General features: G+C 67.3%; 24 protein-coding genes. 14 read left to right on the top strand and 10 right to left on the bottom strand.

The features are described 5' to 3' along the window. Window positions 1–10 precede the first annotated feature (10 nt). Window positions 11–1063, bottom strand: a complete 1053-nt coding sequence (locus GON01_RS14140; protein ID WP_157028004.1) for a ribonucleotide-diphosphate reductase subunit beta — start codon at window positions 1061–1063, stop codon at window positions 11–13. Window positions 1064–1115: 52 nt separating this feature from the next. Then, window positions 1116–1424 carry a hypothetical protein gene (locus GON01_RS14135; RefSeq protein ID WP_157028003.1) on the bottom strand — a complete coding sequence of 103 codons (309 nt, stop codon included), beginning with the start codon at window positions 1422–1424 and terminating at the stop codon, window positions 1116–1118. A 53-nt stretch (window positions 1425–1477) separates the two neighbouring features. On the opposite strand from GON01_RS14135, the gene GON01_RS14130 reads away from it, so the two are divergent. Continuing rightward, on the top strand, window positions 1478–1729 hold the full coding sequence (locus GON01_RS14130; RefSeq protein ID WP_157028002.1) for a DUF2171 domain-containing protein: 252 nt from the start codon (window positions 1478–1480) through the stop codon (window positions 1727–1729). A 219-nt stretch (window positions 1730–1948) separates the two neighbouring features. On the opposite strand, the gene GON01_RS14125 is transcribed toward GON01_RS14130, so the two are convergent. Continuing rightward, entirely contained in the window at window positions 1949–2980 is a 1032-nt protein-coding gene (locus GON01_RS14125) for a lipid II:glycine glycyltransferase FemX (protein ID WP_157028001.1), read from the bottom strand. A gap of 83 nt (window positions 2981–3063) precedes the next feature. Between GON01_RS14125 and GON01_RS14120 the strand changes: the two genes are divergently transcribed. Together GON01_RS14120 and GON01_RS14115 are read left to right on the top strand one after the other, a co-directional pair. Next, window positions 3064–3675, top strand: a complete 612-nt coding sequence (locus GON01_RS14120) for a GNAT family N-acetyltransferase (RefSeq protein WP_157028000.1) — start codon at window positions 3064–3066, stop codon at window positions 3673–3675. Further along, window positions 3672–4652 carry a glycosyltransferase family 2 protein gene (locus GON01_RS14115; protein ID WP_157027999.1) on the top strand — a complete coding sequence of 327 codons (981 nt, stop codon included), beginning with the start codon at window positions 3672–3674 and terminating at the stop codon, window positions 4650–4652. The genes GON01_RS14120 and GON01_RS14115 overlap by 4 nt, the downstream gene beginning before the upstream one ends. Window positions 4653–4746: 94 nt before the next feature. Here the strand turns inward: GON01_RS14115 and GON01_RS14110 are convergent, their stop codons facing one another. From GON01_RS14110 to GON01_RS14100, 3 genes are read right to left on the bottom strand one after another with little or no spacing between them, the layout of a single operon-like run. After that, a complete protein-coding gene (locus tag GON01_RS14110; RefSeq protein WP_157027998.1) occupies window positions 4747–5418 on the bottom strand; it encodes a polysaccharide deacetylase family protein in 672 nt (223 codons plus the stop codon). 58 nt (window positions 5419–5476) lie between these two features. Next, the gene (locus GON01_RS14105) at window positions 5477–5734 is read right to left on the bottom strand and encodes a hypothetical protein (protein WP_157027997.1); all 258 of its coding nucleotides are present in this window, start codon (window positions 5732–5734) and stop codon (window positions 5477–5479) included. A gap of 47 nt (window positions 5735–5781) precedes the next feature. Further along, on the bottom strand, window positions 5782–7668 hold the full coding sequence (locus tag GON01_RS14100; protein WP_157027996.1) for a ribonucleoside-diphosphate reductase subunit alpha: 1887 nt from the start codon (window positions 7666–7668) through the stop codon (window positions 5782–5784). Between the two features lie 415 nt (window positions 7669–8083). Here GON01_RS14100 and GON01_RS14095 point away from each other — a divergent pair, with 415 nt between their 5' ends. From GON01_RS14095 to GON01_RS14080, 5 genes are all read left to right on the top strand, one after another. After that, window positions 8084–8401, top strand: coding sequence for a hypothetical protein (locus GON01_RS14095; RefSeq protein WP_157027995.1), 318 nt, complete (start codon window positions 8084–8086; stop codon window positions 8399–8401). Between the two features lie 58 nt (window positions 8402–8459). After that, window positions 8460–8942 carry a DUF6882 domain-containing protein gene (locus GON01_RS14090; protein ID WP_157027994.1) on the top strand — a complete coding sequence of 161 codons (483 nt, stop codon included), beginning with the start codon at window positions 8460–8462 and terminating at the stop codon, window positions 8940–8942. Between the two features lie 84 nt (window positions 8943–9026). Then, window positions 9027–10550 (top strand): fumarate hydratase, encoded by a 1524-nt coding sequence (locus GON01_RS14085; protein ID WP_157027993.1) that lies wholly within the window; start codon window positions 9027–9029, stop codon window positions 10548–10550. A 175-nt stretch (window positions 10551–10725) separates the two neighbouring features. Then, window positions 10726–10878, top strand: coding sequence for a type II toxin-antitoxin system HicA family toxin (locus tag GON01_RS17460; protein WP_408640934.1), 153 nt, complete (start codon window positions 10726–10728; stop codon window positions 10876–10878). Then, window positions 10875–11102 (top strand): type II toxin-antitoxin system HicB family antitoxin, encoded by a 228-nt coding sequence (locus GON01_RS14080; protein ID WP_181599990.1) that lies wholly within the window; start codon window positions 10875–10877, stop codon window positions 11100–11102. The genes GON01_RS17460 and GON01_RS14080 overlap by 4 nt, the downstream gene beginning before the upstream one ends. Here GON01_RS14080 and GON01_RS14075 read toward each other — a convergent pair. Both GON01_RS14075 and GON01_RS14070 read right to left on the bottom strand, forming a co-directional pair. Further along, on the bottom strand, window positions 11099–11536 hold the full coding sequence (locus GON01_RS14075) for a CoA-binding protein (protein WP_157027992.1): 438 nt from the start codon (window positions 11534–11536) through the stop codon (window positions 11099–11101). The genes GON01_RS14080 and GON01_RS14075 overlap by 4 nt on opposite strands. Window positions 11537–11567: 31 nt before the next feature. Beyond that, window positions 11568–12536 carry an Mrp/NBP35 family ATP-binding protein gene (locus GON01_RS14070; RefSeq protein WP_157027991.1) on the bottom strand — a complete coding sequence of 323 codons (969 nt, stop codon included), beginning with the start codon at window positions 12534–12536 and terminating at the stop codon, window positions 11568–11570. A 74-nt stretch (window positions 12537–12610) separates the two neighbouring features. Between GON01_RS14070 and GON01_RS14065 the strand changes: the two genes are divergently transcribed. The 6 genes from GON01_RS14065 (at window position 12611) to GON01_RS14040 (ending at window position 20513) form a co-directional block, all read left to right on the top strand. Then, a complete protein-coding gene (locus tag GON01_RS14065) occupies window positions 12611–13699 on the top strand; it encodes a protease modulator HflK (RefSeq protein WP_232328855.1) in 1089 nt (362 codons plus the stop codon). Then, the gene (hflC, locus tag GON01_RS14060; RefSeq protein WP_157027990.1) at window positions 13696–14550 is read left to right on the top strand and encodes a protease modulator HflC; all 855 of its coding nucleotides are present in this window, start codon (window positions 13696–13698) and stop codon (window positions 14548–14550) included. Before GON01_RS14065 ends, hflC begins: the two co-directional genes overlap by 4 nt. 98 nt (window positions 14551–14648) lie before the next feature. After that, on the top strand, window positions 14649–16190 hold the full coding sequence (locus tag GON01_RS14055) for a Do family serine endopeptidase (RefSeq protein ID WP_181599989.1): 1542 nt from the start codon (window positions 14649–14651) through the stop codon (window positions 16188–16190). Window positions 16191–16258: 68 nt separating this feature from the next. Then, window positions 16259–17866, top strand: coding sequence for a helicase HerA-like domain-containing protein (locus GON01_RS14050; protein ID WP_157027989.1), 1608 nt, complete (start codon window positions 16259–16261; stop codon window positions 17864–17866). A 140-nt stretch (window positions 17867–18006) separates the two neighbouring features. Next, the gene (locus tag GON01_RS14045) at window positions 18007–18618 is read left to right on the top strand and encodes a hypothetical protein (protein WP_157027988.1); all 612 of its coding nucleotides are present in this window, start codon (window positions 18007–18009) and stop codon (window positions 18616–18618) included. Continuing rightward, window positions 18615–20513 carry an OPT family oligopeptide transporter gene (locus GON01_RS14040; protein ID WP_232328853.1) on the top strand — a complete coding sequence of 633 codons (1899 nt, stop codon included), beginning with the start codon at window positions 18615–18617 and terminating at the stop codon, window positions 20511–20513. Before GON01_RS14045 ends, GON01_RS14040 begins: the two co-directional genes overlap by 4 nt. Here GON01_RS14040 and GON01_RS14035 read toward each other — a convergent pair. Continuing rightward, window positions 20505–20897 (bottom strand): acyl-CoA thioesterase, encoded by a 393-nt coding sequence (locus GON01_RS14035; protein WP_157027987.1) that lies wholly within the window; start codon window positions 20895–20897, stop codon window positions 20505–20507. The genes GON01_RS14040 and GON01_RS14035 overlap by 9 nt on opposite strands. Before the next feature lie 33 nt (window positions 20898–20930). Further along, a complete protein-coding gene (gene queF / locus GON01_RS14030) occupies window positions 20931–21377 on the bottom strand; it encodes a preQ(1) synthase (RefSeq protein WP_157027986.1) in 447 nt (148 codons plus the stop codon). Window positions 21378–21414 lie beyond the last annotated feature (37 nt).

The following is a 21414-nucleotide window of genomic DNA, read 5'->3' as shown; positions in this document are numbered from 1 at the left end:
AGGCCCCGCTCTATTCAGCCGCCACGCCCGCCCGTGCGAACATGTCCTCGCCGCCTTCGTCCTCGTTCGCGACGACGCCGAGTTTCGCCGCTTTCCGCCGGTCGAAATTGTCCCAGACTTCGTTCCAGTTTCCGCGGGTGGCGGCTTTCGAATATTCCGTCGCGCGCGTCTCGAAGAAATTGGCGTGCTCCACGCCGTTCAGCAGCGGGGCGAGCCAGGGGAGCGGGTGTTCGTCGATCATGTAGATCGGCGCGAAGCCGAGCTGGCCCAGGCGCCAATCGGCGATGTAGCGGATATACTTCTTGATCTCCTTGGGCGTCATGCCGGGCACCGGGCCCATTTCGAACGCCAGGTCGATGAACGCATCCTCCAGCCGCACCGTCTTCTGGCAGCAATCGAGAATGTCCTCGCGAACCGACTTGGTCAGGCAGTCGCGCTCCTTCACGAAAGCGTGGAACAGGCGGGTGATGCCTTCGCAGTGCAGGCTCTCGTCGCGCACGGACCAGCTGATGATCTGGCCCATGCCCTTCATCTTGTTGAAGCGCGGGAAGTTCATCAGCATCGCGAAGCTGGCGAACAGCTGCAGCCCCTCGGTGAAGCCGCCGAACATGGCGAGCGTGCGGGCAATGTCCTCGTCCGTGTCGACCGAGAATTGCTGCATGTAATCATGCTTGTCCTTCATCTCCTTGAACTGGAGGAAGGCGCTGTATTCGCTTTCGGGCATGCCGATCGTGTCGAGCAGGTGCGAATAGGCGGCGATGTGGACCGTTTCCATGTTGCTGAACGCGGTCAGCATCATCTTGATCTCGGTCGGCTTGAACACGCGGCCATATTTGTCGTGGTAGCAATCCTGCACCTCGACGTCCGCCTGGGTGAAGAAGCGGAAGATCTGGGTCAAAAGGTTGCGCTCATGATTGGTGAGCTTTTGCGCCCAGTCGCGGCAATCCTCGCCCAGCGGCACTTCCTCCGGCATCCAGTGGATCTGCTGCTGGCGCTTCCAGAACTCGAACGCCCAGGGATATTCGAACGGCTTGTACTGCTTGCGGGCTTCGAGAAGAGGCATGGGCGTTACTCCGACTTGAACCGAATATGGGGATTGGAGGGGCGGCGCGCCATCAGTCGCGCGTCCGGACGATGCGGGTGCGGTATACCGTGCGGGTGCTCCGCGCGCCGACGCCCAGGAACACGATGCCGACGAAATAGCCGAAATCGTACCAGCCGCCATTGTTCGGCACCGCGTAGATCGCGACGTCCGGCATGAACAGGCTGAGCACCCAGGCGACCGGGAAGATGAAGCCGTGCCACACGCCGAGCAGGAAGCCGGGCGTGTCGGGTCCGTGCTCGACCGCGCTGCCGGCCTGGCGGGCGCAGGCGGCGAGGGCGAGCAGCAGCGGCAGCGCCGCGGCGGAGCGGTTCAGGCGCATGCGACCATCTCCCTTTCCGTGCGTTGGGATCGCGAAACGAAGGAGGAGTGTAAATGACCGACCTCAGCCAGATCCGCGAGCATATGAACGTGATCGGCGCCGACGGCGTCCATGTCGGCACCGTCGACCATGTCGAGGGCGACCGCATCAAGCTGACCAAGAAAGACAGCGGCACCGGCAGCCATGAAGGGCACCACCATTATATCTCCGTCGGGCTGGTCGCCGGCGTCGAGGGCGACAAGGTCCGCCTCAGCGCGACCGGCGCCAACGCGGCGGAGCTGTTCGAGGAAGAGGAAGCCGGCTGAACGGGCACCGCGCGGCCTACCGGCTGCGGCGCGAATCGGGTCCATGGTCTGCATCATTCGAGGCCCCTCCCCGGCGCGGCGGCGCGATGGCGGAATCCCCGTCCGCGTCGCACCGGGACGATAGGCCTTCCGCCCGAATCCGCCAAGCAAAACCACGGCTAATCCACAACATATCGTGGAGGCGGGGCCAGCGCCTCCCCCATATGCGGCAATCCGGCCTTAGCGGCGGGAGAGCGCCGCGCGCGCCTTTTCGGCCAGGCGGACGAGCGGCGGCGCGACCAGGCCGGTCGCCAGCTCCCACTGCGCGGCATGCGCGACCTCGCGCCCGCCCATCCTGGCCTTGAAATGATAAACGTCGGGGTTGGCGCGCGGATCGATTCCACCTAGGTCGTAGAAGGTTATACCGCGCGACTTGGCGTATTCGATCACCTGCCATTGAAGGAAATAGGAGGCGCGCACGTCGCGGCCAGCCGGTGTGTTCGCGCCGAGCACATAGACCGCGGTGTCGCCGGTATAGGTACCGACATGACCGGCGACGAGTTCGTCGCCCTGCCAGGCCAGGTGAAGGACAATGTCGTCCGCACCGCCATGCTGCGCCGCCGCGCCGAAGAAGCAGGCATCCTGCACGGTACGAAACCGCTTTCTCTCAGCAAGGTTGGCAAGCAGCGGCTGAAACCTGTCGAATTCCGCCAGACCGGTCGAACGCGTGACGGTCAGATCGGCCCGAAGCGATTTGTTGAGGTGCGAGCGCCACTTGGCATGAAGCTGGCCACGAAGCTCCTCCAGTGACGGAGCGAGGTCCATCACGATCGTCCTGCCGCCTGCCGGCGTGCGCACGAAACCGAGGCCGCGATAATAGGGAGTCAGAGCGTCCTCTTCGTCGCACCAGAGCGGCGACGAAATCCGCAACAGATGCCCCGCGGGGCGATAGTGACGGACCAGCGCCTCGACGCATCGGCCCCACCGGTCGGCGTCGAATTGCCCTTCGGCGAAAATGGTCGTGGGACCGCGATGAACATAGGCGAGGCCGAACCCAAACACCGGCAGCGTCTTCAGTCGCGCGGCGGCGAAGCCGATCGCCTCGCCATTGTCTTCGATCGCCAGAAATTCCACACGCGCGCCCACGGCCCGGGCGGCCTCGATCGCGTAGCCGGGATGCTGCACGTAACGAAGATCGCGAAAGCGCGCGGCAAGCTCAAAAGCCTCGTCCAGCGCGACCGCTCGCGCAGAGGCGATGGGCGATTCGAGCATCGGTATCCCTGTTTTTTTAACCCAAGGGTCTGTAGGGCAGTCCCCTCTGCTCGGGAAGTGTCATTGGGAGGCGACGCGCCGCAATGGGTTCGATCGGGAGTCTGGCCGCGCGGCTGCGCGCGATCGGCGGCGCCAACTGGCGCGAGTCGATCGGCGCCCAGCTGCGCGCGCGGGTCTGGTCGAAGGTCGAACGGCGGCTGGTGCTCTATCGCTGGCAGCCGCGCGCCTTCCCGCCCGAGACGGCCGCGTTCGACATTCGCCGGATCGACCGGCTGGCGGAGGTTCCCGCGACCGTGTTCAGGGAAACCGATCCGCTGGGCATGCCGCGCGCCTGGTATGCGGCCCGGTTCGCCGAAGGCGCGGCGCTGTGGATCGCGCTGGACGGCGGCCGCCCGGCGAGCTGCGTCTGGCTGGTCCGCGGCGCGGCGCTGCCGGGCTGGTACCGGCCGCTCCGCGACGACGACAAGGTGATCTACGCGGTCGTGACGCCGCACGCCTATCGCGGCAAGGGCATCGCGCCGGCCGTAGTGCGCACGCTGCTGGCGCACGAGCATCGCGCCGACGCCGAGATCTATGTCGACTGCAAGATCTGGAACAAGGCCGCACGCCGCGCCTTCGAAAAGGTCGGGTTCGAGCCGATCGCGACGGTGTCGCCCAAGGTCTGGCGGGCATTCCCGCGCGGGGCCGCCGCATGAGCGAGCCCGCGCCCGAAGTCTCGGTCCTGCTGGTCAACTGGAACACGCGCGAGATGACGCTCGACTGCCTGCGCTCCGTCTATGCGCAGACGACCCGCACGCGTTTCGAAGTGATCGTCGTCGACAATGGCTCAAGCGACGGGTCGGCGGAAGCGATCGCGCGGGAATTTCCGCAGGTTCGGCTGATGGCGGAGGCGGAGAATCACGGCTTCGCGCGGGCGACCAACCTGCAGGCAGAGGTGGCGCGCGGCGAGAAATTGCTGCTGCTGAACACCGACACGGTGGTGCTCGACCGTGCGATCGACAATCTGGTCGCGTTCAGCCGGGAGCACCCGGAGGCGCGCATCTGGGGCGGGCGCACGCTCTATGCCGACGGTTCGCTGAACCCGACCTCGTGCTGGGGCAGGATGACGCCCTGGACCAGCTTTGCCTTCGCGACCGGCCTGTCGGCGGCCTTTCCGAAATCGAAACTGTTCAACCCGCGCGCCTATCCCGGCTGGCTGCGCGACAGCGCGCGGCACGTCGACATCGTCACCGGCTGCCTGTTCCTGATCGACCGCGATTTCTGGCGCGAGCTGGGCGGGTTCGACCGCCGCTTCTTCATGTTCGGCGAGGAAGCGGATTTGTGCATGCGCGCGGCGAAGCGGGGCGCGCGGCCGATGATCACGCCCGACGCGACCGTGATCCACTATGACGGCGGCAGCACCCGCAACCGCGCCGGCAAGCTGATCCACACCTTCAGCTCGACGATCGGCATGATCGACGATCATTTCCCGCCGCGCAGCCGCGCCTCCTCGCGGCGGATGGTCGTCGCCGCCGCCGGCATCCGCGCGCTCGGCTACGGTCTGGCAGCGAAGCTGAACAAGGAACGGTTCGGCGGGAGCGCGGCGACCTGGGGAGAAGTCTGGCGGCGCCGAAGCGAATGGCGCCGCGGGCCGATCGAGGGGGAATTGAATCCCGCGTCACCCCGGCGTTGAGCCGGGGTCCCGCTGCCTTGCAGCAAGACGAAGAGAAGAAGAAGCGGGATCCCGGCTCAAGGCCGGGATGACGAACGGGACGGCAGGGCCCGGCCTAGCGCATACTCTTGTAGAGCATCTTCAGCCCGCCGCGCAGGCGGCGGGGGGCGCGGCTTTCCGTCTCCGCCAGCCGCGCGACCGAGCCGCGCCGCCAATCGGTCGTGTAGGATGTGCGCGACTGGACGCGCGCGCCCTGCCGCGCCAGGCCGCCATCGCTGGTATAGACCGTGGCGAATGGCGCGGCGTGGCGCAACACGCGCCGGTCGTAGGAGCCGAACGGGATCGCGGCCGATGTAACCGGGGCGCCGATCGCCTGCTCGATCCGGTCCTTCGCTTCGCCGATTTCCCGCGCCATCGCCGCGTCGTCGGCGCGGCGCCAGTCGGTATGCGCCCAGCCATGGCTGCCGATGCCCATGCCGCCGGCGTGCAGGTCGCGCAGCGCCGCCGCGTCGAGATAGCCGGGCGTCCCGATCCGCCCGGCGCACGGGAAGAAGATGCCGGTGAGCCCGCGCCTCGCCAGCACCGGCGCGCCGATCGTCGCGTCGCTGAGATTGCCGTCGTCGAAGGTGATCGTGAGCGGAATCCCGTGCGCGGCCGCGGTGGCCTGCGCCTCGTCGACCAGATCGGCGTACAGCGCCGCGTCCGCGCACCAGACCCGCGCCTCGCCGGCATCGACCGTGGCCGGCATGGCCCCGAGGCCGTGGAAAGTGATGTTCAACTGCCGCACGTCGTCCCCGCGCCCGTTTCGACTGCCTTAACCGAGACGGGCGCGGAAGAAAATCAGGTCAAGCGGCGACGTCGGCCAGCATCCAGAAATAGGCGAGCGCCGCAATTCCCCAGCCGACGAAGTGCAGCACCAGCATCGTCGCGGTCCGCGAACGCGACGGCGTTTTGCGGGGATTGCCGGGGCCGGCGACGATCTCGCTGTCGCCACCTCGGAACAGCAGCATCATCGCCCGGGCATGGACCAGCAGCCAGGCGAACGTGCCGAAAACGATCGCCAGTCCGGCGACCAGCGCGATGATGCCGGCCTGGTAGGGCACCGATCAGCTCGCCCGGAAAGGCGGAAACCGGTCGGTGCACCAGCGCGTCACTGGCAGGCCAGGCATTCGTCGTAATCCTTCGCCTCGACCTCGATCTGGCGCAGGTCGGGCGTGTTGTCGGCTTCCACGCCGCCCGCGAAGCCGGCGCGCTGCACCGACTTGGAGCGGAGATAGTAGAGCGATTTGATGCCGAGCTCCCAGGCGCGGAAGTGGAGCATCAGCAGGTCCCATTTCTCGACATCGGCCGGGATGAACAGGTTCAGCGAGGCGGACTGGTCGATGAAAGGCGTGCGATCGGCGGCGAGCTCGATCAGCCAGCGCTGGTCGATCTCGAAGCTGGTCTTGTACACGTCCTTTTCTTCCTGGGTCAGGAAGTCGAGATGCTGGACCGAGCCGCCCTTTTCCAGGATCGAGCTCCACACCGCGTCCGAGTTCTTCGACTTGTCGACCAGCAATTTCTCCAGGTACGGATTGCGGATCGAGAAGCTGCCCGACAGCGTCTTGTGGGTGTAGATGTTGGCCGGGATCGGCTCGATGCAGGCGGAGGTGCCGCCGCAGATGATCGAGATCGACGCGGTCGGCGCGATCGCCATCTTGCAGCTGAACCGCTCCATCACGCCGCGCTCCGCCGCGTCCGGGCACGGCCCGCGCTCGGTCGCCAGCAGCATCGAGGCTTCGTCGGCCTTGGCGCGGATGTGCTTGAACATCTTCAGGTTCCACGACTTCGCCATCGCCGATTCGAACGGGATGCCGCGCGCCTGCAGGAACGAGTGATAGCCCATCACGCCAAGACCGACCGAGCGCTCGCGCCCGGCGCTGTACTTGGCCCGCGCCATCTCGTCGGGCGCGCGGTCGATGTAATCGGTCAGGACGTTGTCGAGGAAGCGCATCACGTCCTCGATGAACTGCTTGTCGCCGTTCCACTCGTCCCAGGTCTCGAGGTTCAGGGACGACAGGCAGCAGACGGCGGTGCGGTCGTTGCCCAGATGGTCGCGCCCGGTCGGCAGCGTGATTTCGGAGCAGAGGTTCGAGGTCGAGACCTTGAGGCCAAGCTCCTGGTGGTGGCGCGGCATCGCCTTGTTCACATGGTCGGCAAAGACGATATACGGCTCGCCGGTCGCAAGCCGGGTCTCGACCAATTTCTGGAACAGCGAGCGCGCATCGACGCTGCCGCGCTCCGACCCGTCCTTCGGCGAGCGCAGCACCCACTCCGTCCCGTCGCGCACCGCTTCCATGAACGCATCGGTGATCAGCACGCCATGGTGCAGGTTCAGCGCCTTGCGGTTGAAGTCGCCCGAGGGCTTGCGGATTTCGAGGAACTCCTCGATCTCCGGGTGCGAGATATCGAGATAGCAGGCAGCCGACCCGCGGCGCAGGCTGCCCTGGCTGATCGCCAGCGTCAGCGAATCCATCACGCGCACGAACGGGATGATGCCGCTGGTCTTGCCGTTCAGGCCGACCGGCTCGCCGATGCCGCGCACGCTGCCCCAATAGGTGCCGATGCCGCCGCCGCGCGAGGCGAGCCACACATTCTCGTTCCAGGTGTTGACGATGCCTTCCAGGCTGTCGTCGACCGAGTTCAGATAGCAGGAAATCGGCAGGCCGCGTCCCGTGCCGCCGTTCGACAGCACCGGCGTCGCCGGCATGAACCACAGGCGCGAGATATAGTCGTAGAGCCGCTGCGCGTGCGCCGCATCGTCGGCATAGGCAGAGGCGACGCGCACGAACAGGTCCTGGTAGGATTCGCCGGGCAGCAGGTAGCGGTCCTTCAGCGTTTCCTTGCCAAATTCGGTCAGCAGCGAATCGCGGCTGTGATCGACCTCGACCGGGAAGGGGCGCGCGCGGACCTCGCTGCTGCCGCTGCCGGTGGCGGTGGTCGCGGCCTCGACGGTGGTGGCGCTCACGTCGGCCTCCTGCGTGTCCCTGAAATCCATATGCGCCCTCCAATGTTCCCGATCCGTTCGATTCGGGCAAGCTATCCCTTTGGTATCACCTCGAGGGCTCTTCCGGGCCGGCGAAAAGCGCCTGTTCCCCGTGTTCCACAGGGCGTGAATCTCCCACGCACGCGATATGTGTCGCGCGCGGTGAATACCACGTCTTGTGTGAGCCCCCGATGTGAACGCTAGGGATAGTGTGCCAAGCGGGGTCGGGAAGCAAGACGGTAAATGCTTTGGCTGCCCTGCATTTCGTCGCTGGAAAGATTCGTTTCATCGCCGAACCGAGGTCGGGGAGAGAGAGGATTACGAGCCGTTTCCCGACCGTTCCGGTGGCGTGTGCGTCCGTTTCAAATTCCTGTGGATTATCCGGCCCGCACAGAGGAAGGCTCGCCGGCGGCCCGAAGGAAACCAGATGCCGAAATCCGTCTGTTTCGTGCCGACAAAGAAAATGGCGGGGAATGCCGCGCGCGGGCTCGAACTGCGCGCTGAGTACGGCCGCGGCGGGACCCATGTTGGCGTCGCCCGCGCCAAGCAGCTGATCGCCCGCGAGCCGCTGGAGCCGAAGGACATCAAGTCCATGTACAGCTATTTCGCCCGCCACGCGGTCGACAAGCAGGGCCGCTTCTGGGCCGACCCGGGGCGGCCTTCCGCCGGCTATATCGCCTGGCTGCTCTGGGGCGGCGACGAGGGCAAGGCGTGGGTGGATGCGAAACGGAAGATGCTGGAGTGAGGGATGGCGGTTTTCGACCCAATAGCGAAACGCCTCCCATACCGCTAAGCGTCACGAGATGGCCAAGACGAACAATCCTGACTGGTATGCCAAATGGCGGCACGATGCTGTCCATATCCTTCAGGAACAAAACGCGAGGCTGAAGGAGCAATTTCGATTAAATAGCTGGCCGCGATATGACTACGATCTGGCGGCGCGCCAATTGACGTTTTCGGAAAATGGTCGTGCGAAAGTTGTCGCCGATATTCAGGTTGTCGGAACCACTAGTCAGAATGCCGGAAATTGGCTTTGGGCCTGGGCCAACTCGCATTGGCCAGCAGATTGTATCGAGGAAGCTCAACGGGCGCGCTCTTTCGGCGAAGATCACGGCATAGAAGAATTAACGAGCGGCTACGTTGAGGACGATGACCTAAACGGGCTCGGTTGGGAACTGACGGCTGTTACCGCTCGGATATGTGGTGCAGTAGGCGCTTATCGTCCCCCACGCGATGAGGGTGGCGGTCTATTCCTGCTTTACCGAGACGTGCGCTGGGTCCTCTAAGAAGGGAACCTACCTCCTGCGGACGTTCCGGTTTTCTCAGCACATCCCCTAGAAGGGGCGCGCAAGCTGTGCGAGGGGGCGCGCATGACGACCACCATCCGCGAAGCCGATCTGATCGAGAGCGTGGCCGACGCGCTCCAGTATATCTCCTACTACCATCCGATGGATTATATCCGGGCCCTGGGCGCGGCCTATGAGGCCGAGGTGTCGCCGGCCGCGAAGGATGCGATCGCGCAGATCCTGACCAACAGCCGCATGTGCGCGGAGGGGCATCGGCCGATCTGCCAGGATACGGGCATCGTCACCGTGTTCGTCAAATGGGGGCAGGACTGCCGGCTGCAGTCGGACAGGTCGCTGCAGGAGGTGATCGACGAGGGCGTGCGGCGGGCCTATCTGCACCCGGACAACCGGCTGCGCGCGTCGATCCTGCGCGATCCGGCCTTTTCGCGCGTCAATACGAAGGACAACACGCCGTCCGTGCTGCATGTCGAGATGGTGCCGGGGCATCATGTCGAGGTGATCGTCGCGGCCAAGGGCGGCGGGTCCGAGAACAAGTCCAAGTTCAAGATGCTGAACCCCAGCGATTCGATCGTCGACTGGGTGCTGGAGACGGTGCCGCAAATGGGCGCCGGCTGGTGCCCGCCGGGGATGCTGGGCATCGGCATCGGCGGCACGGCCGAAAAGGCGATGTTGCTCGCCAAGGAATCGCTGATGGGCGATATCGACATGGCGCAGCTGAAGGCGCGCGGACCCGCCAACAAGATCGAGGAGCTGCGGATCGAGATTTTCGACAAGGTCAACGCGCTCGGCATCGGCGCGCAGGGGCTGGGGGGCCTGTCCACGATCCTGGACGTGAAGATCATGGACTGGCCGACGCATGCGGCGTCGAAGCCGATCGCCATGATCCCCAATTGCGCGGCGACCCGGCACGCGCATTTCCACCTCGACGGATCGGGGCCGGCCTATCTGGAGCCGCCGAGCCTCGACGAATGGCCGAAGGTGCAGTGGACGCCGAGCAAGGAAGCGATCCGCGTCGACCTCGACACGCTGACGCCGGAGATCGTCGCGAGCTGGAAGCCGGGCGCCCGCTTGCTGCTGAACGGCAAGATGCTGACCGGCCGCGACGCCGCCCACAAGCGCATCCAGGACATGCTGAGCCGGGGCGAGGAGCTGCCGGTCGAGTTCAAGGGCCGCGTGATCTATTATGTCGGACCGGTCGATCCGGTGCAGGGCGAAGTCGTCGGCCCCGCGGGCCCGACCACGGCGACGCGGATGGACAAGTTCACGCGTATGATGCTGGAGCAGGGCCTGCTGGCGATGGTCGGCAAGGCGGAGCGTGGGCCCATCGCGATCGAGGCGATCAGGGACCACAAGGCGGCGTATCTGATGGCGGTCGGCGGCGCGGCCTATCTGGTGGCGCGGGCGATCAAGGCGTCGAAGGTGGTCGGCTTCGAAGACTTGGGCATGGAAGCCATCTACGAGTTCGACGTGAAGGACATGCCCGTGACGGTCGCCGTCGACGCGACCGGCGAGAGCGTCCACCACACCGCGCCGCTGGTGTGGCGCGAGAAGATCGCGCGGGAGCGGCTGCTGGAAAATGTTGTGTGACAGCGCAGCTACAACGTTCCCGATTCAATCGGCTTCGAACTGCTCCTAGTGGGTCGTTCCCCTCGCATGGAGAACCCTCTTGTCGCAGATCGATAAACTCATCCGCCGCTGCCTTGATGGACAGAAGCTGACCTTCGCGGAATTCCGCTCCGTGCTCGAAGCCTAGGGCTGGCGTCTGGAACGCGTGCGCGGCAGTCACCACATTTATCAACACAAGGGTGCGTCGCGGCCGCTGCCGATCGAACCGGACGGTAAGGACGCCCGCGGCTATCAGCTCAGGCAGGCTCGTGCTATGATCGTGCGGCACGGATTGGATCGTGAAGCGTGAACTCGACTTATCATATCAATCTTTTCTGGTCCGACGAGGAGCAGGCCTGGGTCGCGGACATTCCCGATCTTGAGCCGTGCACCACGTTCGGCTCAACCCGCGCCGAAGCGTTGAGCAAGGCCGAGGAATTGATCGACCTGTGGCTCGAAAGCGCACGCGCGAACGGTGATCCGATCCCCGAGCCGCGCTATCGGCCGGCCATTTACGCGTTCCGCGCCGCCTAAGCGAATTGCTCGATCCGGGGCAGCCGCATCCGGGCGATTTCGATTTTCGGGCAGCGGTCCATCACGACCTTCAGGCCGGCGGATTCGGCGCGGGCGGCGGCTTCCTCGTTGATGACGCCCAATTGCATCCAGACCGCCTTCGCGCCGGCGGCGATGGCTTCGTCGACCGCTTCGCCGGCCGCCTGGGGGCGGCGGAAGATGTCGACCATGTCAATGGGCTCGCCGATCTGCGCCAGCTCCCGCCAGACATATTCGCCATGGACATGCTCGCCGGTGATCTGCGGATTGACCGGGATCACGCGGTAGCCGTGGCGCTGCAGGAACGCCATCACTTCATAGCTGGGGCGATCGGGCCGGTCGGACGCGCCGACCAGCGCGATGGTGCGGGTGCTCCGGAGGAGCTCGGCAATGTCTTCATCACGCGTGAGGGGCATTGTTCGTCCTCCGGTTCAGACGTGTAACGGATCAGGCAGCGCCCCGATCCAGCCACGCCGCGACCTTGGCCGCGATCGCCCTGAACGGTTCGCCGGCAAAGCCGTCGTCGGCGGCCGGGGGTTCGCCGGCGTCGCTGGCCTGGCGGATCGCGATCTCCAGCGGCACGCGGCCCAGAAAGTCCAGGCTCATCGCGGCCGCGGCGGCCTGGGCGCCGCCGGCGCCGAACGGGTCGCTGACCTGGCCGCAATGGGGGCAGGCATAGCCGGCCATGTTCTCGACCAGGCCGACAATCGGCACGTTTGCCTGCGCGAACAGGTCGACCGCGCGGGCCGCATCGATCAGCGCCAGGTCCTGCGGGGTGGAGACGATCACCGCGCCGGCCGGCTTGTATTTCTGGATCATCGACAGCTGCACGTCGCCGGTGCCGGGCGGCAGGTCGACGATCAGCGTGTCGGCATCGCCCCATTGCGCGTCGATCAGCTGGCCGAGCGCATTGCCCGCCATCGGCCCGCGCCACGCGATCGCCTGGCCCGGCTTCACCAGCTGGCCCATCGACAGGATCGGCACGCCGAAGCGCGTCTCGACCGGCAGCAATTTCTGATCCTCGGCCATCGGGCGCGTCCCCTCCGCGCCCATCAGCCGCGGCACCGACGGGCCGTAGATATCGGCGTCGACCAGCCCGACCTTGCGGCCCAGGCGATGCAGCGCGATCGCGAGGTTCGCGGCCAGCGTCGACTTGCCGACCCCGCCCTTGCCGGAGCCGACCGCGATCAGCCGCCGCTCGCGCTTCTCGCTGGTCATCGCGATGCGGACCTCGGTCACTTCGGGCAGCGCGAGCAGCGCCTGGCGGGCCGCCTCCGCCATCGCATCGCGCGTCTTCGCGTCGAGCCCGGTCACGTCGAGGATCAGCGAGGCGCGGCCGTCGGTCAGGCGCGGCGCGGCGGCGCGGCTGCCGACGATCCTGGCGATCGCGGCATGGAGTCGGTCGGGATTGGACATGCCTGCCCCGATAGGCGAGTGGTTCCGCGCACGGAACACTGTTTTTCTGATTGGCCCTCCCTATAAAGGCGGACATGAACAAGCTGACGGCGTGGCTCAGGCCCCATGGCGCGATGTTGAACGAAGGCGGCGGCGGGCCCTGGGGCGGCCGCGGCGGTGGCGGAAGCGGTGGCGGGGACGGCGATGGCGGCGGTCCGCGCAACCCCTGGAACCCGCCATCGGGCGGGCGCCCGCGCGGCAACCGGCCCGGTCCCGCGGCGCTGGACGAGTTGCTGCGCCGCAGCCGCGAGCGCTTCGGCGGCGGCGGCCTGCCGGACTTCGGCGGCAAGCCGATCTGGCTGTATGCGATCCTGCTGTTCCTGGCGCTGTGGATCCTGCTGACCAGCATCCATTCGATCGACCCGCGCGAACGCGGCGTGATCCTGCGCCTGGGCCGCTATGCCGGCACCATGTCGCCGGGCGTCAATTTCAGCTTCCCCGCCCCGATCGACCGCGTGATCAAGCAGAATATCGAGGAAATCCGCACCATCGACATCGGCTCGACCGCGGGCGACAGCCAGAACCTGGTGCTGACCAGCGACCAGAACCTGGTCGACCTCGCCTATTCGGTGCGCTGGAATATCAGCGACCCCGCGCTTTTCCTGTTCCAGCTGAAGGAGCCGGAAGACACGATCCGCGAAGTCGCCGAATCGGCGATGCGCGCGGTGATGGCGAACGTCAGCCTGAACGACGCGATCGGCGCCGGCCGCACCGGGGTCGAGGCGCAGGTGGCGCAGCGGATGCAGGAGCTGCTGAACACCTACCGTTCCGGCGTGCGCATCCAGGGCGTCGCGATCAAGCAGGCCGACCCGCCCGCCGAGGTGACCGAAAGCTTTAAGAAGGTGCAGGCGGCGCAGCAGAACGCGATCGCCTATCTGAACGGGGCGCGCGCCTATGCGCAGCAGATCACTGCCCGCGCCCAGGGCGAGGCGGCAGCGTTCGACAAGGTCTATGAACAGTATAAGCTGGCCCCCGAAGTGACCCGGCGGCGCATGTATTACGAAGCGATGGAGGACGTGCTGTCGAAGGTCGACAAGACGATAATCGAGGCGCCGAACGTGAGTTCCTACCTGCCGCTGGACCGGCTGCCCCGGGCGCGCGCCGCCGAGGAGCCGCAGCAATGAATCCGGTGCTGAGCTGGCGCAACCCGATCGTGCTGCTGGTCGCGGCGATCGCGCTGCTGGTGCTGCTCGCCAGCACGATCGCGGTCGTGCCGGAGACGCGGCAGGGCGTGATCGTGCGCTTCGGCGACCCGGTCTGGGTGTTCAACCGCTATCATCCGGGCGAGCAATTCGGCCGCACCGGCGCCGGCATCATCCTGCGCATTCCCTTCGCCGACCAGATCGTCTGGCTGGACAAGCGGGTCCAGGACGTGTCGATGGAAAAGCAGCAGGTGCTGTCGACCGACCAGCTGCGGATGAACGTCGACGCCTATGCCCGCTTCCGCATCGTCGATCCGCTGCGCACCTATGTGACCGCGGGCACCGAGCAGCAGGTCGCCGACCAGCTGCGCCCGATCCTCGGCTCGGCGCTGCGCAACGAGCTCGGCAAGGTGCCGGCGGCGGCGCTCCTCAGCCCCGAGCGCACGCGCGTGATGCACGAGATCGTGCAGGGCCTGGATCATGTCGCGCGCCAGTACGGCGCGGAGATCATCGACGTGCGGATCAAGCGCACCGATCTGCCGGAAGGGTCGCCGCTGCAATCGGCGTTCGAGCGGATGCGGTCGGCGCGCGAGCAGGAAGCGCTGACCATCGATGCCCAGGGCCGCAAGCAGGCGCAGATCATCCGCGCGGAAGCCGATGCGGAAGCCGCCCGCACCTATGCGGCGAGCTTCGGGAAAGACCCGGACTTCTATGAGTTCTACAGGGCGATGCAGTCGTACCGGCTGACGTTCAATTCGCAGAGCGCCGACACGAATGTCATCCTGTCGCCGGACAACGCGTATCTGAAGGAGTTCACCGGACGCGGTCGATGACAGATGTCATTCAATCGACGTTCAGCAAGCATTCCGCACCGATGGGGCGCGCCGTGCGCGACCCTGGCGGCGCCAGACTCTGAGAGGATAAACGACACGTGCGTTACGCCTATGCCTTGACCACTGCCATTCTGCTGGGGGGCGTCGCCAGCTCCGTCGTCATGCAGCAGCCGCTCGGCGCCCAGACGCCGCAGAACGCGCCCCAGGCGATCGCCGCCGCGACTCCGCCGCGCGGCGCGCCGATGAGCTTTGCCGACCTTGCCGCGCGCCTGCAGCCGGCCGTCGTCAACATCTCGACCACCCAGCGCGTGCAGGTCAGCCAGGGCGGCGTCAATCCGTTCGCCGGCACCCCGTTCGCCGACCTGTTCGGCGGCGGCGACAACAGCAACGGCCGGCCGGTCACGCGCCAGGCGCAGTCGCTCGGCTCCGGCTTCATCATCTCGCCGGACGGCTATATCGTCACCAACAACCATGTCGTCGCTCCGGGCCGGCAGGGCGCCGTGGTCGAATCGATCACCGTCACGCTGCCCGACAAGCGCGAGTTCAAGGCGCGGCTGGTCGGCCGCGACCTGGTGTCCGACCTCGCCGTGCTGAAGATCGACGCCGGCGCCAACCTGCCGTTCGTGCGCTTCGGCGATTCCGCGCATGCCCGCGTCGGCGACTGGGTGCTGGCGATCGGCAACCCGTTCGGCCTGGGCGGCACGGTCACGTCCGGCATCATCTCGGCGATCCACCGCAACACCGGCCAGGGCGGCGCCTATGACCGCTACATCCAGACCGACGCGTCGATCAACATGGGCAATTCCGGCGGCCCGATGTTTGACCTGAACGGCAATGTGATCGGCATCAACACCGCGATCTTCTCGCCGTCCGGCGGCAATGTCGGCATCGGCTTCGCGATTCCCGCCGAGCAGGCCAAGCCGGTGGTCGACGCGCTGATGAAGGGTGGCCGCGTCAAGCGCGGCTATCTCGGCGTCCAGATCCAGCAGATTTCCGACGACATCGCCGAATCGCTGGGCATCCCGAAGAATCGCGGCGAGCTGATCGCGCATGTCGAGCCGGGCCAGGCGGCCGAGCGCGCCGGCATCCGCCAGGGCGACGTGGTGATGGCCGTGAACGGCCAGGAAGTCACGCCGGACACGACGCTCTCCTACCTGGTCGCAAATGCCGAGATCGGCTCGCGCGTGCCGATCGAGCTGATCCGCAACGGCAAGCGGATGACCGTCACCGCCACGCTCGGCGAGCGGCCGCCCGAGGAACAGCTGGCGGCGCAGCTGAACAACGACAGCGACTTCAGCAGCGACAGCGACGACGATACCCAGCAGCAGGCCGCCGCGCAGGCGTCGCTGGGCCTGGCCGTGCAGCCGCTGACCCCGGCGATCGCGCGCCAGGTCGGCGTGCCGGCGACGACCAAGGGGCTGGTGATCGGCGGCGTCGATCCGTCCAGCGACGCGGCCGCCAAGGGGCTGCGGCGCGGCGACGTGATCCTTGCCGTCAATGGCCGCCCGGCCGCGACCGCGGCCGACATCCGCGCCGCCGTGACGGAAGCGACCGGCGCCAAGCGCAGCAGCGTGCTGATGCTGGTCCAGCGCGGCAGTGCGCAGCCCCGCTATGTCGGCGTGAAGATCAAGAACGACTGAGCGATCGGCCCCTCTCCGACTGCGGAGGGGGGCTTTTCGCACCCGTGCCGCCGCTCTACACCCGGCGCATGGCGGACGAGGGCATCTTCATCGGGCAGGGCGGCGGCCAACCGCAGGTCCTGAACTTCAGGCGCGCGAACCGGCACGGGCTGATCGCGGGCGCGACCGGCACCGGCAAGACGGTGACGCTGCAGGGCATCGTCGAGGGCTTCTCCAGGGCCGGCGTGCCGACCTTCGTCGCCGATGTGAAGGGCGACCTGTCCGGGCTCGGCATGGCCGGGTCGCCGACCGCCAAGACGCACGAAGCGTTCGCCGCCCGCGCTGCCGAGATCGGCATGACCGGCTGGGCCTATGCCGACACCCCGGTCCAGCTCTGGGACCTGTTCGGCGAGCAGGGTCACCCGGTCCGCACCACCGTGTCCGAGATGGGGCCGCTGCTGCTCGCGCGGCTGATGGGCCTGAACGAGGTTCAGGAAGGCGTGCTGACGATCGCTTTCCACGTCGCCGACAAGGACGGGCTGCTGCTGCTCGACCTCGACGATCTGCAGGCGATGCTGAGCCACTGCGCCGAGCGCGCGGACGAGCTGACCGTCACCTACGGCAACGTCTCGAAGCAGAGCATCGGCGCCATCCAGCGCTCGCTGCTGCAGCTGAGGTCCCAGGGCGGCGAGCATTTCTTCGGCGAGCCGGCGCTCGAGATCGCGGACCTGATCGCGACCGACGATCAGGGGCGCGGCGTGGTCAACATCCTGGCCGCCGACAAATTGATGGCATCGCCGAAGCTCTACGCCACCTTCCTGCTGTGGCTTCTGTCCGAGCTGTTCGAGCAGCTTCCCGAGATCGGCGATCCTGACAAGCCGAAGCTGTGCTTCTTCTTCGACGAGGCGCATCTTCTGTTCGACGAGGCGCCGCCGGCGTTGCTCGAAAAGGTCGAGCAGGTGGTGCGGCTGATCCGGTCCAAGGGCGTCGGCGTCTATTTCATCACCCAGAATCCGATCGACGTGCCGGACACGGTCGCGGCGCAGCTCGGCAACCGCGTCCAGCACGCGCTCCGCGCTTTCACGCCCAAGGACGAGAAGGCGATCCGCGCCGCCGCCGAGACGTTCCGCGCCAATCCGGGCGTCGATGTCGCCCGGGCGATCACCGAGCTGAAGGTCGGCGAGGCGCTGGTGTCATTGCTGCAGGCAGACGGCGCGCCGAGCCCGGTCGAGCGCACGCTGATCAAGCCGCCCTCCTCGCGCGTCGGCCCGCTGACGCCGGTGGAGCGCGGCGTGCTGCGCGAGACCGACGCGATCGGCAAGAAATACGACGCCGTGGTGGACCGCGAGTCGGCGGAAGAATTGCTCGCCGCAAAGTCGCAGCAAGCCGCCGCGGCAGCGGCCGCCGCGAAGGCTGAGACCGAGGCCGAGAAGGCCGCGGCGCTGCAGGCGAAGGAAGCGGCACGCCAGGCGAAGGAAGCCGAACGCGCCCGCATCGCCGCCGAGCGCGAGGCGGCCAAGCCGACGATGATGGATTCGATCATCGTCTCGGCGACGCGCTCAGCCTCCTCCTCGATCGGCCGGCAGGTCGCGAACGAGCTCGGCCGCGCCGTGTTCGGCGGGACGAGCCGGCGGCGCTCGGGCGGCGGACTGGTCGGCAACCTGATGCGCGGCGTGCTGGGGAACCTGCTGCGGTGAGAGCTTCGCGCCGGCTAATGCCCCACGCTCCGTTCGGCCTGAGCCTGTCGAAGGCCTTCCTTTTCTTCCCCACCTTTCGGAAGGAAGAAGGGAGGGCTTCGACAACCCCGGATCGGGTCCGGGGCCGAACGGTATGGGGAATGGGACTGAGTCTGTTCCTCTGCGTTCCCGCCCCCGCCGCGGTCGCGCCCGGCGTCTATGACGGCTCCCAAACCGAAATGGCGGCCCGGCTCGTTCTCCGCCCCGACGGCAAATTCGCCTACGCGCTCAGCTATGGCGCACTCGACGAGCAGGCGCAGGGACGCTGGATCGAGGCGGACGGCAAATTGCTGCTGACCACCGAGCCCCGGCCGAAACCGCCGCGCTTCGCCGTGGTCAGCGACAAGCCGGCGGCGGACGGCGGCATCCATGTCGCGCTTTCCGATCCTGACATGCTCCAAGGCTCATCGCTGACCATGGTCGTAACCTATGCCGGGGCGAGCGCGCCCGCATTCGTCGAGGTCGACGAGGACGGGCGGCTGCCGGTGCCGCCGGGCAAGACCGTCGCCGCGCTGGTGCCCGACCTGCCGGTGTTCGAGCAGCCGCTCCCCGCCTACGCGCTGACCCCCGGCGGCCACATGATCGTGTTCCGCTTCGAGCCCAACGACCTCGGCATTGCCGCGTTCGACCGGGAGCCGCTCGCGATCGACGGCGACACGCTGGTGCTGCGCCGCTACGACCGCACGATTCGCTTCGAAAAGGACGCCAATTGACTCGTGAGCTGACCGTTCGCGCGGTGTTGCTGGGCGGGGTGATCACTCTGCTGTTCACCGCCGCCAATGTGTATCTGGGCCTGCGCGTCGGCCTGACCTTCGCGACATCGATCCCCGCCGCCGTCATCTCGATGGCGCTGCTGCGCGCGATGGCGAACGGCACGATCCTGGAGAACAATATCGTCCAGACCGTCGCCTCGGCAGCGGGCACGCTGGCGGCGATCTGCTTCGTGCTGCCGGGGCTGGTGATGATCGGTGCCTGGACCGACTTCCCGTTCTGGACGACGGCGCTGATCACCTTCCTGGGCGGATTCCTGGGGGTGATGTTCTCGATTCCCCTGCGCCGCGCGCTGGTGGTCGATTCGGACCTTCCCTTTCCCGAAGGCGTCGCCGCCGCCGAGGTGCTGAAGGTCGGCGAGAGCGGCAACCGCGCCGGGCTCAGGATCATCACCACCGGCGCGCTCGCATCGGCCGGCTATGCGCTGCTGGCGGCGATGAAGGTGGCGCTGGCGGAAGCGGCGACCTTCTTCCGCGTCGGCAGCGGCGCGACCGGCATCTCCGCCGGCCTGTCCTTCGCGCTGCTCGGCGCCGGCCATCTGGTGGGACTGTCGGTCGGCATCGCGATCGGCGTCGGCATCCTAATCGGCTGGGCAGTCGCGACGCCGATCCTGACCGCGGGAATCCCCGGCCCGGCGGAAGCGGTCGCGCTGCAGGTCTGGGGCGACCAGGTCCGCTTCTTCGGCGCCGGCGTGATCGGCGTCGCCGCGATCTGGACCCTGCTCAGCATCCTCGGCCCGATTATCGGCGGCATCCGCTCGGCGATTGCCGCTTCCGCCCACCGCAAGGGCAGCGGCGCCGAGCTGCCGCTCCTCGAACGCGACATGCCGATCGGCATCGTCGCGGCGGCGGCTCTCGGCGCGCTGGTGCTGGTCGGCGTGCTGCTCGGCACGCAGATCGGCGCGATCGGCAACGAAGCGGTGCTGATCGGCGGCAGCCTGGTGTTCGTGGTGCTCGCGGGCGCCTTCATCGCCGCGGTGTGCGGCTATATGGCCGGCCTGATCGGCGCGTCGAACAGCCCGATCTCGGGCGTCGGCATCCTGTCGATCATCGCCGCCGCGCTGCTGATCGGCGCGGTCGCCGGCGGCCAGGGCGAAAGCGGGCCGCTGGTCGTCTATGCGCTGACGGTGACGGCGGTCGTGTTCGGCGTCGCGACCATCTCCAACGACAACCTCCAGGACCTGAAGACCGGGCAATTGGTCGGCGCGACGCCGTGGCGGCAGCAGGTCGCGCTGATCTTCGGCGTGTTCTTCGGCTCGCTGGTGATCCCGCCGGTGCTGTCGCTGCTGAACCAGGCCTATGGCTTTGCCGGAGCCCCCGGCGCCGGGCCAAACGCGCTGCCCGCTCCGCAGGCCGCGCTGATCTCGGCGCTGGCCAAGGGCGTGCTGGGCGGCACGCTCGACTGGCGGATGATCGGCTATGGCGCGGTCGCCGGCGCGGTGATCGTCGCGATCGACTTCGCGCTCGCCGGGCGCCCGCGCCTCGGCTGGCGCCTGCCGCCGCTCGCGGTCGGCCTCGGCATTTACCTCCCGATGCAGACCAGCCTGCTGGTCGTGGTCGGCGCGGTCGCGGGCTGGTTCTACGACCGCTGGGCGCGCCGCCGCCGCGACCCGGAGGGCGCGGAGCGGATGGGCGTGCTGCTCGCAACCGGGCTGATCGTCGGCGAAAGCCTGTTCGGCGTCGCGCTTGCGGGCCTCGTCGTCGCGACCGGCAGCGCCGCACCCTTACGCGTCACGCCGGAAAGCTTCGAGCCGACCGCGCTGATCCTCGCCCCGGTGCTGTTCGCGGCGATCGCCGTCTGGCTCTACCGCCGCACCGCGCGCGCCGCTTCAGCCTAGGAAGCGGGCGATCACGTCCTTGGCGAGCCGGACCGGCCGGCGCGTGCCCGCATCGAGGCAGCACCAGCTCGACTTCACTTCGGCCAGCACTTCTTCGCCGCGCGTGATCAAGGTCGCGTAGAAGGCGCGCGCGCCGTCGACCTTCTCCAGCACAACGCGGGCAATCACCTGGTCGTCCAGGAAAGCCGGCTTGCGGTAGGTGATCTCGTGCTTCAGCGCGACCCACAATTTGGCCGCGACTTCCTCGGCCGGAGCAAAGCGGCGCCAATGGCCGATCACCGCGTCCTGCACCCAGTTCAGATAGCGCGCATTGTTCACATGCCCCATGAAATCGATGTCAGCGGGCAGGATGCGAATCCGGTGGTCGTAAGCGGCGCTACTCATGGGGCGCGAGCTTACACCCATGTCAGCGACAAGTCACCCACGGCCGCGATAGCCGGGCACGTCCTGCGGCGGCAGCCACAGGCCCGCCGGCGGCTCGCCCGACTGCCAGAACACGTCGATCGGGATGCCGCCGCGTGGGTACCAATAGCCGCCGATGCGCAGCCAGAGCGGCTTCATTTCCGCGACCAGCCGCTCGGCGATGCCGACCGTGCAGTCCTCGTGGAACGCCGCATGGTTGCGGAACGCGCCCAGGAACAGCTTCAGCGACTTGGATTCGACGATCGTCGCGGCGGGCGCATAGTCGATCACCAGGTGCGCGAAATCGGGCTGGCCCGTGACCGGGCACAGCGAGGTGAATTCGGGCGCGGTGAAGCGCACCAGATAGGGCCGGCCAGGCCGGGGATTCGGGACGTAATCGAGGACCGCGTCTTCCGGGCGCGCCGGCAGCTTCGACGGCTGGCCGAGATGAGTGATGTTCATGGCCGCCATCTAGTCGTTCGTCGACGAACTCCCAAGC

This window comes from Sphingomonas horti (assembly GCF_009753715.1).
Classification (GTDB): Bacteria; Pseudomonadota; Alphaproteobacteria; order Sphingomonadales; family Sphingomonadaceae; genus Sphingomonas_B; species Sphingomonas_B horti.
The sequence above is the reverse complement of the archived record's forward strand: the minus strand, read 5'-3'. Positions and strand labels throughout refer to the sequence as shown.

Bases quoted from the DNA above. Each gene is read 5' to 3' on its own strand.
- GON01_RS14120 (WP_157028000.1), top strand. From the start codon at position 3,064: ATGGGTTCGATCGGGAGTCTGGCCGCGCGGCTGCGCGCGATCGGCGGC.
- GON01_RS14100 (WP_157027996.1), bottom strand. From the start codon at position 7,668: ATGGATTTCAGGGACACGCAGGAGGCCGACGTGAGCGCCACCACCGTC.
- GON01_RS14090 (WP_157027994.1), top strand. From the start codon at position 8,460: ATGGCCAAGACGAACAATCCTGACTGGTATGCCAAATGGCGGCACGAT.
- GON01_RS14125 (WP_157028001.1), bottom strand. From the start codon at position 2,980: ATGCTCGAATCGCCCATCGCCTCTGCGCGAGCGGTCGCGCTGGACGAG.
- GON01_RS14115 (WP_157027999.1), top strand. From the start codon at position 3,672: ATGAGCGAGCCCGCGCCCGAAGTCTCGGTCCTGCTGGTCAACTGGAAC.
- GON01_RS14035 (WP_157027987.1), bottom strand. From the start codon at position 20,897: ATGAGTAGCGCCGCTTACGACCACCGGATTCGCATCCTGCCCGCTGAC.
- GON01_RS14070 (WP_157027991.1), bottom strand. From the start codon at position 12,536: ATGTCCAATCCCGACCGACTCCATGCCGCGATCGCCAGGATCGTCGGC.
- GON01_RS14140 (WP_157028004.1), bottom strand. From the start codon at position 1,063: ATGCCTCTTCTCGAAGCCCGCAAGCAGTACAAGCCGTTCGAATATCCC.
- GON01_RS14130 (WP_157028002.1), top strand. From the start codon at position 1,478: ATGACCGACCTCAGCCAGATCCGCGAGCATATGAACGTGATCGGCGCC.
- GON01_RS14050 (WP_157027989.1), top strand. From the start codon at position 16,259: ATGGCGGACGAGGGCATCTTCATCGGGCAGGGCGGCGGCCAACCGCAG.
- GON01_RS14095 (WP_157027995.1), top strand. From the start codon at position 8,084: ATGCCGAAATCCGTCTGTTTCGTGCCGACAAAGAAAATGGCGGGGAAT.
- queF (WP_157027986.1), bottom strand. From the start codon at position 21,377: ATGAACATCACTCATCTCGGCCAGCCGTCGAAGCTGCCGGCGCGCCCG.
- GON01_RS14085 (WP_157027993.1), top strand. From the start codon at position 9,027: ATGACGACCACCATCCGCGAAGCCGATCTGATCGAGAGCGTGGCCGAC.
- GON01_RS14135 (WP_157028003.1), bottom strand. From the start codon at position 1,424: ATGCGCCTGAACCGCTCCGCCGCGGCGCTGCCGCTGCTGCTCGCCCTC.
- GON01_RS14045 (WP_157027988.1), top strand. From the start codon at position 18,007: ATGGGACTGAGTCTGTTCCTCTGCGTTCCCGCCCCCGCCGCGGTCGCG.
- GON01_RS14075 (WP_157027992.1), bottom strand. From the start codon at position 11,536: ATGCCCCTCACGCGTGATGAAGACATTGCCGAGCTCCTCCGGAGCACC.
- GON01_RS14065 (WP_232328855.1), top strand. From the start codon at position 12,611: ATGAACAAGCTGACGGCGTGGCTCAGGCCCCATGGCGCGATGTTGAAC.
- hflC (WP_157027990.1), top strand. From the start codon at position 13,696: ATGAATCCGGTGCTGAGCTGGCGCAACCCGATCGTGCTGCTGGTCGCG.